Source organism: Eubacterium sp. ER2, from assembly GCF_000765215.1.
In the GTDB taxonomy this organism is placed as follows: domain Bacteria; phylum Bacillota; class Clostridia; order Lachnospirales; family Lachnospiraceae; genus Claveliimonas; species Claveliimonas intestinigallinarum.
On record NZ_JPJE01000032.1, the window covers coordinates 1 to 12,921 of the forward strand.

Consider the following 12,921-nt stretch of genomic DNA (forward strand, 5'->3'; position numbering starts at 1 on the left):
AAATCTTCAAAAGACAGTGGTAATTGTAACTGATCCATAGTATAATCTTTAAATGTGAGCATACCTTATTATATCACATAATAAGGGAAAAAGGAGAACGGCGTGGTAACCGTTCTCCTTTTTTATAGTCGGGTGTCCTTTCAGTCACTTCGTGACTTTTGGGACACCCTCATTTTTTCTCTGTCATCTATACAAATATTTATATTGTGTATCTGATTAAATTCATGTATAATAAATGTTAAGAAAAATACGTATGTCAAATACATAAAAAAGGAGTGTTTCCCATGGTAAATTTATTGACAGGACCCAAAGGCAGCGGCAAGACCCAGCAGATGATCGATCTTGCAAATCAGCAGGCAAAGGCATGCAACGGCAACGTAGTATTCATCAAAAACAGCCACCGCGACACAAGCAGCGTGACGTTTGACATCCGCGTTGTATGCATGGACGATTACGAGGCTATCACGAACATTGACGAGTACATAGGCTTCCTCTACGGCATGTACAGCGCCAACCACGATGTGGAGTGCATCTTCATCGACGGCATCCTTAAAAGGGACCACATCAAGGCGGAGGATATGCCGAAGTTTGTGGATCGTCTGAAAAAGATCTCCTCTCAGTGCGGCATTGATTTCTATGTGAGCATCAGCGCTGACAAGAATCAGCTTTCAGATGTGGATCTGACCGACTGCAAGGTATTAAACTAACAAAGCCGGGGAATTTATTCTGAGCGAAGGAAAAAAGAGCTTCGGAACAGTTTTCAAAACTGGACCGAAGCTCCTTTTTTGTCTTTTTATCTTCTTTTCTATACCAGCCGCCTATGCGATCTCGTTGTACTTCTGGGCGATATTGAGGGCGTGATCGCCGATCCGCTCAAAGTCGGTGAGGATCTCGGAGTAAATAATGCCGGTATCCGCCTGGCAGGTTCCCTTTTGCATACGGGCCACCTGCCTGTCTCTGTAATCGTCTCTCATGTCGTCGATCTTCTGCTCATTCTGGGCCGTCTTCTGAAGGATATGATCCTTCTGCCCGTTTGTAAAGTTCTGGATATCATCCAGCGTCTTCAGGCACATATCCCGCATTTTCTTCAGCTCACCCAAGGCATCCTCCGAGAAGGTCTGCCCCCATTTTTTCAGGTTTACCGCATATCCGGCAATATTCATGGCGTGGTCGCCGATCCGCTCCAGGTTGCCTACCACTGTGTAGTAGCCGCTGATATTTTTCAGATCCTGGCTGGCCGACTCGGAGGACATGACGTGGACAATGTACCTGGATATCTCCACATTGAGATAGTCAATGTACTCTTCCCTCTCATCGATCTCCTCACTCTTGCTCACATCCCCCTTCAGCAGGGACTCAAAGCTGTCCTCAATATTCTGGCGCACCATGCCTGTCATGCGGCCCACCTCCTGCTCTACCTGAGCCTGGACAATGGCTGCCTGACCTACCTGGTAGCTGGTCTCAAAGGGCGTAATGTACTTGAGCCGCTTGATCTCGTCCTTCTCCTTCTCGCTCTCCGGCAGGATCTTCTCCGCCAGGCTGGCCATATAGGTTCCAAATGGAAGGAGGAGCAGGGTCGTCACTACGTTGAAGGTGGTGTGCACATTGGCAATCTGGGCCGCCGGGTTGTTCGGCGCTGTGGTGGCCATAAAGTCAACAAAGGGCGTCACGATACAGATAATCGTAAATATCGTGGTACCGATAATGTTGAACATGAGGTGGATGATGGTGGTCCGCTTCGCGTTTGTCCTCGTTCCGATGGAGGCCAGCACAGCCGTGATACAGGTTCCGATATTCTGCCCAAACAGGATGAATACCGCACTGTGCAGGGGCACCAGTCCCGCTGTCGCCAGCGCCTGCAGGATGCCGACGGAGGCGGAGGAGGACTGGATGATAGCTGTGAACACAGCTCCCATGGCGATGCCTGCCAGCGGGTTGGAGAAGGTGGTCATAAAGTTGATGAACACCTCGGAGCTCTGGAGGGGCACCATGGCATTTCCCATCATATCCATACCGATAAAGAGAACGCCAAAGCCCGCGATAACCTCGCTGATATGCTTTACCTTTTCCTTTTTCACAAACATGATACAGGCAACGCCGACAAAGGCGAAGAAGGGCGCCAGAGCTCCCACGTCAAGCGCAATGAGCTGTCCTGTGATGGTGGTACCGATGTTGGCACCCATGATTACCCACACTGCCTGTCTCAGTGTCATAAGTCCTGAATTCACAAATCCCACTACCATAACCGTGGTCGCCGAGGAGGACTGGATCACCGCTGTGATGATAGCTCCCGCAATGACGCCCTTAAAACGGTTCGATGTCAGCTTCTCCAGGATCGTCTTCATTTTGTTTCCCGCTGCCGTCTCCAGGCCGGTACTCATCATCTGCATACCGTACAGGAAGAGAGCAAGACCCCCAAGCAGCTGCAAAACCTCTGTAATTCCCATTTCTTTTTTCCATCCTTTGTTTTTTCAAATTTTTATACAAAGCCTGTCAGATGAGCGCCTCATAGAGAAGCACCATCAGAGGCATCGTAACAATACAGAAGATCACGGACATGACATTGATCACGCTGGCGTATCGGGCGTCCCTGCCGTGGATCTGGGCCAGCTGTGTCACCATGACCGCCGCCGGCGCGCTTGTGGCCAGGAGCACTACCATCAGGATGTACTCCGCATCCTGATGCAGGCTCACTGCCCCGCTGAAGGTAAAAATCAGTATAGCTATGACCGGAAAGAAGACCAGGCGTATAAAGCAGATAAAGTAGGGCCTCTTCTGCCGGAACACCCATCCCAGGTCCACATTCCCGATGATCATGCCCACCGCCAGCATGCTGGCCGGGCCGATCATGTCCCCAAAACCGCCGACACACTCGCCAACGATATAGGGAAGGCGAATACCGGTGGCAAAGAGGATAAACCCGATGACAATCGCTATGATGTTCGGATTGAGGAGGATCTTCCTCCAGTTCTTCTCCTGTCCCTGGCAGATCACGGACTGTCCGTGAGTCCAGATCAGGATCGTCTGCACGATAATGTACGCGGTGGTGTAGAAGACCCACTGCTCTCCCAGCACCGCGGACACAAGGGGAACGATCAGGTTGCCCGCGTTGCTGTACTCCACAGACGCCTTCTCGATCCCGTTAAAGTGCAGAGGCCCCGCCAGGAGCCGCCCCCCTCCGATCAGTATGATATGGACAAGGATGCAGGCCGCCCCCGCCAGCAGGAAGCCCATCAGCTTATCTGATGTAAAATCAATCTGAAACGCGTTGATGACCACACAGGGGGAGCAGATATACACCACCATGTTGGAGATGATCCTGCTGTCCTCCTCTTTAAATTTTCCTGATTTCACTGTCAGAAAGCCCACCAGGCCCATGAGGAACAGGACTGCGATCTGCTCTGCCAGCAGTATGCTTATCTCCATGGTGTCTCTTTCATCTCACTTCTCCTTTGTAATGAATTCTTTATCGCAAAGCTCTTTATCGTGCATCCTCCGCGCCAAAATCCCTACTGCTGCTTCACGGCCGTAACTGTGTTGGCCGGCGTTCCCTCCTGGTACTCCAGGGTGACACTGTCCCCCTCCTGGTACCGGATGATATCCAGGCAGTCCGCCACCGGCACATCGAAGATCTCTTCGGAGCCCTCCACCATGACGTAGTAGTGGGAGTTGCCGTCCACCACAGCCTCCGCCATCCGGGTGATCACACCGGTGACTGTCATAGTCTCAGCCACCTCAGCCTCCTCTTCCTCTTTGATGCCATTGCTCACCAGGAGCTCACGGTAGTTTTCCTGGCACTCGCTGACGCTGTCCCCGATGGCCACGATCTGGTATTTCTGCACATTGACCATGGCGTACTTTTTCACCAGTCCGGCGTCGTCCTTCAGAGCGATAAAATAGGTGGGCTCATCCGCTATATTCAGCAGCAGCGGGAAGGTTGCCTGGTACTTGAGATTTTGTACCTGCCCCTCTGCCGAGTCCATGGCCGCCTGCTCGGTGGCGCCCTCCACCTCGTAATACTTGGTCTCCATGGTCCTCTGGTTTGCAAGGACAAACCCCACGTTGGACTGATCACCGTTGACGGAGGTCACACCCGTGTACATCCACACGTCATCGTCCATCGCAAGATAATTATATCCCTCTGTTGTCTGCAGGCAGTCTCTCTGTCCCAGGATACTGTTGAAAAATCCGTGCTTCAGTGTGCCGTAATAGTCAAAAAGATCAACCAGAAGGTCAGCCGAGTACACTCTGTCGATCCACTGAGGCGCGTCCTCCACATCACAGGTGGTCGTCTCTCCCGTGATGGCATTGCAGAGGACTACTCTTCCTACCGTCTCCCCGCCAAAAAGGCCGATATTGAATTTTTTCACCGGGGCGATCCAGTAGGGCACCCCCTCCTCGTCTATCTCAAAGCTCAGCTCCCCATAGATATAAGTGGGGTGAGCAAACCGCAGATGACGGTAGATATTCCGGTTAAAATATTCGCTCGTGGAATATTTGATCCCCTCATCCAGCTTTACAAGCTCCGTGTTCTGGCTGGCCATGTCAATGAGGATGTAGGCCGGGATCCCTTCCGACCTGTTCGTCAGCCATTTGATGGGGCTGGCGTATTTCAGCGGTGTGACTCTGACAGGACGGTCCTGGTAGTTGATCTGGCTGTAGATGTCATCCGCCTCAAACTGGGAGACCATGTCCACCATGCTCCCCATCTTCCTGTCTCCCAGGATTTCCGCTGAATCCTTGTCAAGGAGCGGGATCTTGTCAAAGGAGAGCTCCTCTATATCTTCCGCAAAATCGCCCTCCTCCACTGTCATAAGCTGCTGATATTTCTTTGCGTTGATGACAGGGGAAGATAGCAGTGTTCCGGCCAGATATACGATGCCCACACCCAGGATCAGTCCAAGGAAAAACTTCATAGGACGGGACTTTCTGATCTCCCCTCTCCCCAGCCGTTTCCTCGCGGCATAAGCAACCGCGAGGACCACCAGCAGGAAGAGAAGGAAAAACCAGGTGTCCGAAGAATGGATATTGACTGCCGGCAGCGCAATATAATAGTAGATACCTGCAAGAAGCACCAGCGCAATACCCAGAATGATCTTTTTACTCTTTTTCATAATTCCTCCTTTTTGAGGGAGTTAGAATTTCTTTCTCCACATATATGAGAATAACATCAAAAAGGGGAATATTTCAAGCCTTCCGGCCAACATATCAATACAAAATACAAATTTTGAGAACAGGGAGTAGTCCGCAAAGCTTCCCACAGGCCCTGTCAGGTTCAGTCCCGGGCCCACATTTCCAATGGTGGTCAGGACAGAGCCTACATTTGTGGTAAAGTCAAAGTTGTCCAGGGACACGAGCAGGACGGAAACAATGGCAATGAAGCCGTAGGCCATCAGGTAGATGTACACGTTGTGGATCGTGTCCTCCCCCAGCTTTTTCCCGCTCAGGCGCACCACATTGACAGACTTGGGATGGGCCATCTGCTTGACCTCCTTCCAGATGCTCTTCAGGGAGATCAGAAGGCGGGACACCTTGATGCCGCCTCCTGTGGATGAGGCGCAGGCTCCCAGGATCATCAGAGCCGCAAGGACACTCTGGGAGAACACGGGCCAGAGGGTGTAGTCTGCCGTGGCGTAGCCGGTGGTGGTGATGATGGAGGCCACCTGGAAGGCCGCATAGCGGAATGCCTCCAGGACAGAGCCGTACAGGTGGCAGGTGTTGGCGGTAATAGCCGCGATAGCGCCGCCGATGATCACAAGATAGGCCCGCAGCTCCTCATTTTTGAAGACCGGCTTAAAGTCTCTGAGCACCATAAAAAAGTACAGGTTGAAATTGACGCCAAAAAGGATCATAAACACGGTGATAACCCCGTCCAGATAGGCGCTGTCAAAATGTCCCACGCTGTCCGCGTAGTTGGAAAATCCACCGGTTCCGGCTGTGCCGAAGGCGTGGATCAGGGAGTCGAACAGGTTCATGCCGCCCGCCATCAGGAGGATGACAAGGATCACGGTAAGGACAAAATACATGCCGTACAGTATCTGGGCCGTCTCTCTGGCTTTGGGTACCAGCTTATCCTTCTCCGGCCCGGGCACCTCGGCTCTCATCAGATGGATAGAGCTCTGTTTGTCCAGATTTGTCAGCACCATGACAAAGACCAGCACGCCCATGCCTCCCACCCAGTGGGTAAAGCTCCGCCAGAAGGTCATACAGCGGGGCAGCACCTCCACATCCCTCAGGATGGTGGAGCCTGTCGTTGTGAATCCGGACACGGTCTCGAAGAACGCGTCCATATAGTTTGGTATGGAGCCGGACAGGAAAAAGGGCAGGGCCCCGAAGAGGGACCAGAGTATCCAGGCCGAGGACACGATAAACAGCCCGTCTTTCCCGTAAAGCCCTGGATTTTGCGGCTTTTTCAGGCCTGTCATGAGAAAGAACACAAACAGGACCGCCGCCGTGACGACAAACCAGACCGCACAGGCCTCTCCGTAAAGCAGTCCCACAAAGGCCGGGAGCAGAAGCAAAAGAGCCTCTACCCCCATCATTTTCCCAAGGATATGTAAAATCATTTTTTTGTTCATATCTGTCTACCTCTATCTGCGGAACATCTCTCTTAAGTCCTCTGTCCCGCGCTCTGTCGTGACAATGACAACACTGTCCCCCGCCTGTATCCGGTCATCTCCTCCGGGGATGATGATCCTTCCCTTCCGCCCGATGCAGGCGATCAGATACTCCGGCTTTGTGGGAAGCTCTTTGAGCGGCACGTCCGTGTACTCGCACTCCTGACGGATCAGGAACTCAAGGGCCTCCACCTTGCCCTCCACAAGGCGGTACAGGGTCTCCACATTGGCGCTCTTGATGGATTTCCTCCTGGCCCGCACATAGCTCAGGATGGCATCCGCCGTCACGCTCTTGGCGGACACGATGCTGTCAATGCCCAGCCCCTCCACCATCTGCGCCCGGGAATCCTCGTTGACCTTTGCGATGATCTTCGGCACGTTCTGGGTCCTGGCAAACAGCGCCATGATAATGTTCTCCTCATCCATCCCGGTCAGCGCCACCAGTGCGTCCGCACTCTCGATCCCCTCCTCCAGGAGAAGGTCGTGGTCGGTGGCATCTCCGTGGATGATGGTTGCTTCGGGGAGGAGCTCTGTCAGCTTTTCGCACCTTGCATAATCCTTTTCGATGATCTTCACATGCATCCTGCTGTGCTGCAGCTGGTGAGCCAGGTAGTAGCTGACACCTCCCCCGCCGCAGATGAGGACGTTCTTGACCTTCCCTGTCCTCTTGCCCAGGGCGTTGAAGAAGTTCTCAAGCTCTCTGTGGGTGGCTGCAATGTGGATCCGGTCGCCCTCCTCAAGGACTGTGTCACCGTTGGGGATGAAGACCTCTTTGCCTCTGCGCACGGCACAGACAAGGATACGGATCTGGTATTTTCTGTATATATCTGCCAGGGACAGGTCCTTCAGCCTGCTGTCAGCGCGCACGCAGAATTCGACAAGCTCCACTCTGCCCTTTACAAACGTCTCCACTTTACTTGTGTCCGGAAAGAGCAGCACCCTGGCAATCTCGTGGGACACAGCCAGCTCCGGATTGACTGCCATGCTCAGATGCAGGTCCTCTTTCAGGAGTCCTATCTGACGGTAATAAACAGGATTTCTGACCCTCGCAATGGTGTGCTTTGCCCCCAGTCTCTTCGCCAGCAGACAGCTCAGCATATTAAGCTCGTCTGTGGATGCACAGGCAATGACCAGGTCAGCGTGAGGCACGTCCGCCTCCTTCTGCACCTCCACATTCGCGCCGTCGCCGGTGATGCAGAAAATGTCCATGCGGTTCAGGGCTTTCTTCAGCTTCCCTGCGTTCTGGTCGATCAATACGATATCATAATCCTCTTCAGACAACTGGGCGCACAGCTTATGCCCCACCTTTCCGTCGCCAATGATAACTATCTTCACCTTTTTATACCTCTTTTTCCCATATTCTCTTTAGAACCTCTGTACATTTCCGATATACAGCAACAGGATTATAGCACTTTTGTATTTGCTCTGCAATACGGAAACAGGCATGAAAAGGGCGGCATACATCACAAAAAAATGTATGCCGCCCCGGCCTCTTTTTGTGCTATTTTCACACCTGCATTTTATCTATGATTTCGCGGAAAAGCTTCTATAGATAAGAGCGTGTTCTTATTCCTCCGCTGCCCTCTTGGCGATCTCCGCCTCCTGCACATCGTGAGGCGCCTGCTCATAGCGGGCAAAAGCGTACTCGTATGTACCCCGGCCTCCTGTCATGGAGCGGAGGGTTGTGCAGTAGCCGAACATACCTGTCATGGGCACGTCCGCCTCAATGACCTGGCGTCCGCCGCTGACCGGGTTCATGCCCAGCACACGGCCTCTCCTCTTGTTCAGATCACCCATAATGTCTCCTGTGTACTCGTCAGGCACTGTAACCTTCACAGACGCGATGGGCTCCAGAAGGATCGGATCGGCCTCCATAAAGCCCTTCTTGAAGGCCTGAATGGTGGCTGTCTTGAAGGCCATCTCAGAGGAGTCTACCGGGTGGTAGGAGCCGTCGTAGAGCACTGCCTTGACGCCCACCACCGGATATCCGGCCAAGGGCCCCTTCTGAACAGACTCCTGAAGTCCCTTTTCCACAGCAGGGAAGTAGTTCTTTGGCACAGCGCCTCCCACAACTTCTTCCTCAAATACATAGGGGGTCTCCAGGTCGCCGGAGGGCTCGAAGCGCATCTTGACATGTCCATACTGGCCATGTCCGCCTGTCTGCTTCTTGTACTTGGAGTCCACGTCTGATTTCTTCCGGATTGTCTCCCGGAAAGCAACCTTCGGGGTCTCCAGGAGAATCTCACATTTATATCTGGAGAGGAGCTTGCTGGCCACGATCTCCAGGTGCTGGTCGCCCATGCCGTAGAGAAGGCTCTGCCGGTTCTCACTGTCGTTGACAGCCTTCAGCGTCACATCCTCTGCCATCATCCTCTGGAGAGCCTGGGACACCTTGTCCTCATCGCCTTTGTTCTTCACCACATACTTCATATATGTATAGGGCTTGGAGTAGTCGGTCTTGCTGTACACAACCTGGGTTGTCTTGGAGGAGAGGGTATCTCCCGTCTGGGTGTTCGGCAGCTTGGCGATAGCACCGATGTCACCCGCGAACATCTCGCTCACCTCCACAGGCTTGTTGCCGTTCATGGTGTAGATCTTGCCCAGCTTCACCTCTGTGTCTGATGCGGTGTTGTAGAGCGTGTCATCCCCCTTCAGCACGCCGGAGCATACTTTAATGAAGGAATATTTTCCGATAAACGGGTCTACCATGGTCTTGAACACGTAAGCACTCTTAGCGGCGGAGAAATTGTAGTCAGCCTCAAAGATCTCGTTGGTGGTCCGGTTCAGTCCGGCGCATTTTCTGCAGTCCGGGCTGGGGAAGAAGCGGACGATGTCGGACAGCAGGTTGGCAACGCCCTGGGCCTGGATGTTGGAGCCCATGGCCACAGGAACGATATCCCCGTCCATTACCTCTGTGCGCATGGCGGCCCGGATCTCCTCAACAGAGAACTCCTCGCCCGCGAAATACCTCTCCATAAACTCCTCGCTGGTCTCCGCGACCGCCTCCAGGAGCTTCTCTCTGTATATCTCCAGGTTGGGCTTGCAGTAGTCCGGGATCTCGCATTCCTCTCTCTGGCCGATGCCTGTGTACCGGCGTCCAGCGTTCTTGATGACATTGACATAGCCTACCAGCTTCTCATTTTCGCGGATGGGCTGGAAGTGGGGCGCGATCACCTTGCCGTAGCGGTCTGTGAGCTGCTGCACGACCTCGCGGAAGCTGGCGTCGTCCACGTCCATCTCTGTCACATAGACCATGCGGGGCAGGTTGTACTTGTCACACAGCTCCCAGGCCTTCTCCGTGCCGACCTCCACGCCGGCCTTGCCGGAAACAACGATGACCGCCGCGTCCGCCGCGCTGACTGCCTCCTCTACCTCGCCAACAAAGTCGAAATATCCCGGCGTATCCAGGACATTGATCTTAGCCTTCTCCCACTCGATGGGCACCAGTGTCGTACTGATTGAAAATTTACGTTTCTGCTCCTCTTTATCAAAATCGCTGATGGTGTTGCCGTCCGTCACCTTTCCCATGCGGCTGATAGCACCGGAGACGTAAGCCATAGCCTCCACAAGGCTTGTCTTTCCGCTCCCCCCATGTCCCAAAAGGACCACGTTTCTGATTTCGTCCGTTCTGTAAACCTTCATATAGCTGCCTCCTTGCGTTTGTAAAATCTCATGTGTATATTGTACTAAAAATTTTCTGATTTTACAACTCTTTCATGCAAGTTTTACAAATTCAATACTCTTTTGACAACTTCTGTCAATCGTAGTAGAATTTTTACCAGACGGCCGCATAAGCCTGCTCACAGGCGGACAGGCGACTTCTCCCGGAGCAAAGAATGAAACGGGGCGGCTTCAGCTTACAGAGAGGAATTTGACAGTACATGGATCAGAAGAAAAAAATTGGTTTTATCGGACTGGGACTCATCGGCGGCTCCATCGCGAAGGCCATCCGGCAGTACTATCCCGATTACACCATCACCGCATTTGACAAAAACAAGGAGACGCTGGCCCTGGCCACCCAGGAGTCGGTCATCGACGTGGCGGCCACCCACATTGACGACAGCTTCCGGGGGTGCAGCTATATTTTCCTGTGCGCCCCTGTCTCCTACAACAACGCCTACCTAAAGCAGGTCTCCCAGTTTCTTAATGAGGACTGCGTCCTGACAGACGTGGGCAGCGTGAAGACCAGCATCCACAGAGAGGTGGAGCGGATGGGGCTTGGAAAATACTTTATCGGCGGCCACCCCATGGCCGGCTCGGAGAAGAGCGGCTACGCCAACTCCAAGGCCATGCTCATCGAGAACGCCTACTATATCCTGACTCCCACCGAGGAGGTGGAACAGGCAAAGGTGGAAGCGTTTGAGGCATTTGTTGAGAGCCTGCGGGCGCTTCCCGTTGTGCTGGACTACCGGCAGCACGACCAGATCACCGGCACCATCAGCCACCTGCCCCACATCATCGCCGCCAGCCTGGTGTGCCTGGTGCGGGACACGGACACAAAGGATGAGCTCATGAAGCAGCTGGCAGCGGGCGGCTTTAAGGACATCACAAGGATCGCCTCCTCCTCTCCCACCATGTGGCAGCACATCTGCCTGAACAACAGGGAAAATATTTCCGTCATCCTGCAGCGGTATATCAATATGCTGGTGGAGGCCAAAAAGGCTGTGGATGAGGGGGACGAGCAGGCGCTGTACCAGCTCTTTGACAGCTCCAGGAATTACCGCAACTCCATCCCGGGAGGATCCTCGGGCCCCATCAAGAAGGTGTTCGCGGTGTACTGCGACATCATCGACGAGGCGGGCGGAATTGCCACCATCGCCACTATTCTTGCGTCCAACAACATCAACATCAAGAATATAGGTATTGTGCACAACAGAGAATTTGAAGAAGGGGTTCTGCGGATCGAGTTCTATGACGACGCCTCCTCGCGGAAGGCGGCTGAGCTTCTGCAGAAATACAGGTATATCGTCTATGAGAGACAATAGCAGGATCATCCGCCCGGCCGGGCGGCCATTTAACGGGGAGATCACCGTGCCCGGAGACAAGTCCATCTCCCACCGGGCAGTCATGTTCGGCGCTATCGCCAAAGGCACCACCCGCATCCGGAATTTCCTCATGGGGGCGGACTGCCTCTCCACCATTGACTGCTTCCGTCGGCTGGGCGTCCAGATCGACGTGGAGGCCGCCCCGGGACAGGTGACGGTTCACGGGAGAGGGCTGAGGGGACTGAAGGGGCAGCAGGAGCCGGCGGCATCAATTGTATTGGATACAGGAAACAGCGGCACCACCACAAGGCTCGTCTCCGGCATCCTGGCGGGACAGGATTTCCCCTCCCTCCTCTCCGGGGACGCCTCCCTGAACACCCGTCCCATGAAGCGGATCATGGAACCCCTATCCCAGATGGGAGCCCGGATACGCAGCGTCAAGGGAAACGGCTGCGCACCCCTCGCCATTGAGCCCGGGCAGCTCCACGGCATCCACTACACTACTAAGGTGGCCTCCGCCCAGGTAAAATCTGCCATCCTGCTGGCCGGTCTGTACGCGGACTCACCCACCTCCGTGACGGAGCCCGCCCTCTCCAGGAACCACACAGAGCTGATGCTGAAGGGCTTCGGGGCAGATGTTTCTTCTATTATAAATGAGGACGGCACGGCCACGGCGTCCATCCGGCCCTGCCGGGAGCTGTTCGCCCAGGACATTGTGGTGCCCGGGGACATTTCCTCCGCAGCCTACTTTATTGCCGCTGCCCTCCTGGTACCGGGCTCCAGCCTGCTCATCAAAAATGTGGGCATCAATCCCACCCGGGCGGGCTTTCTTTCAGTCTGCCGCGACATGGGCGGGGATATTACCCTCCTGAACGAGCGGCAGGCCGGCGGCGAACCATCCGCCGATCTTCTCGTAAAACACAGCTCCCTCCACAGTGTCACTATAGAGGGCGGCCTGATCCCCACTCTCATTGACGAGCTGCCCATGGCCGCAGTTCTGGCCGCCTTTGCCGATGGAACCACTGTGATCCGGGACGCAGCAGAGCTGAAGGTCAAGGAGAGCGACCGCATCGCCACTGTCACCGCCAACCTGCGGGCCATGGGATGCGACGTCACCCCCACGGACGACGGCATGATCATCCGGGGCGGCAAATCCCTCCACGGCGCCGTCCTCGACAGCTACCTGGACCACCGCATCGCCATGTCCTTCGCCGTGGCGGGTCTCGCCGCCGGCGGTGAGACCCGCATCAGGAACGCCAATTGTGTAGACATTTCCTTCCCGGGGTTCTACGATTATTTCAACTAACGCAATTGCGGAC

General features: G+C 54.3%; 9 protein-coding genes. 3 read left to right on the top strand and 6 right to left on the bottom strand.

Annotated features, from left to right (window positions below):
- The first annotated feature begins 284 nt into the window (after positions 1-284).
- Entirely contained in the window at positions 285-707 is a 423-nt protein-coding gene (locus tag NI21_RS0111325; protein ID WP_033126311.1) for a hypothetical protein, read from the top strand.
- A gap of 111 nt (positions 708-818) precedes the next feature.
- Here NI21_RS0111325 and NI21_RS0111330 read toward each other — a convergent pair whose 3' ends face one another.
- From NI21_RS0111330 to NI21_RS0111355, 6 genes are all read right to left on the bottom strand, one after another.
- Positions 819-2,447, bottom strand: a complete 1,629-nt coding sequence (locus tag NI21_RS0111330) for a Na/Pi cotransporter family protein (RefSeq protein WP_033126312.1) — start codon at positions 2,445-2,447, stop codon at positions 819-821.
- Positions 2,448-2,493: 46 nt separating this feature from the next.
- Positions 2,494-3,426, bottom strand: a complete 933-nt coding sequence (locus tag NI21_RS0111335) for an AEC family transporter (RefSeq protein WP_033126313.1) — start codon at positions 3,424-3,426, stop codon at positions 2,494-2,496.
- An 83-nt stretch (positions 3,427-3,509) separates the two neighbouring features.
- The gene (locus NI21_RS0111340; RefSeq protein WP_033126314.1) at positions 3,510-5,114 is read right to left on the bottom strand and encodes a hypothetical protein; all 1,605 of its coding nucleotides are present in this window, start codon (positions 5,112-5,114) and stop codon (positions 3,510-3,512) included.
- 21 nt (positions 5,115-5,135) lie between these two features.
- Positions 5,136-6,578, bottom strand: a complete 1,443-nt coding sequence (locus NI21_RS0111345; protein WP_033126315.1) for a TrkH family potassium uptake protein — start codon at positions 6,576-6,578, stop codon at positions 5,136-5,138.
- Between the two features lie 12 nt (positions 6,579-6,590).
- Positions 6,591-7,952 carry a Trk system potassium transporter TrkA gene (gene trkA, locus NI21_RS0111350; RefSeq protein ID WP_033126316.1) on the bottom strand — a complete coding sequence of 454 codons (1,362 nt, stop codon included), beginning with the start codon at positions 7,950-7,952 and terminating at the stop codon, positions 6,591-6,593.
- A gap of 231 nt (positions 7,953-8,183) precedes the next feature.
- Positions 8,184-10,259: a translation factor GTPase family protein gene (locus NI21_RS0111355; RefSeq protein ID WP_033126317.1), complete on the bottom strand. Its 2,076-nt coding sequence runs from the start codon at positions 10,257-10,259 to the stop codon at positions 8,184-8,186.
- A 239-nt stretch (positions 10,260-10,498) separates the two neighbouring features.
- Between NI21_RS0111355 and NI21_RS0111360 the strand changes: the two genes are divergently transcribed.
- The gene (locus NI21_RS0111360) at positions 10,499-11,602 is read left to right on the top strand and encodes a prephenate dehydrogenase (protein WP_033126318.1); all 1,104 of its coding nucleotides are present in this window, start codon (positions 10,499-10,501) and stop codon (positions 11,600-11,602) included.
- Entirely contained in the window at positions 11,589-12,908 is a 1,320-nt protein-coding gene (gene aroA / locus NI21_RS0111365; RefSeq protein ID WP_052084077.1) for a 3-phosphoshikimate 1-carboxyvinyltransferase, read from the top strand. The genes NI21_RS0111360 and aroA overlap by 14 nt, the downstream gene beginning before the upstream one ends.
- Positions 12,909-12,921 lie beyond the last annotated feature (13 nt).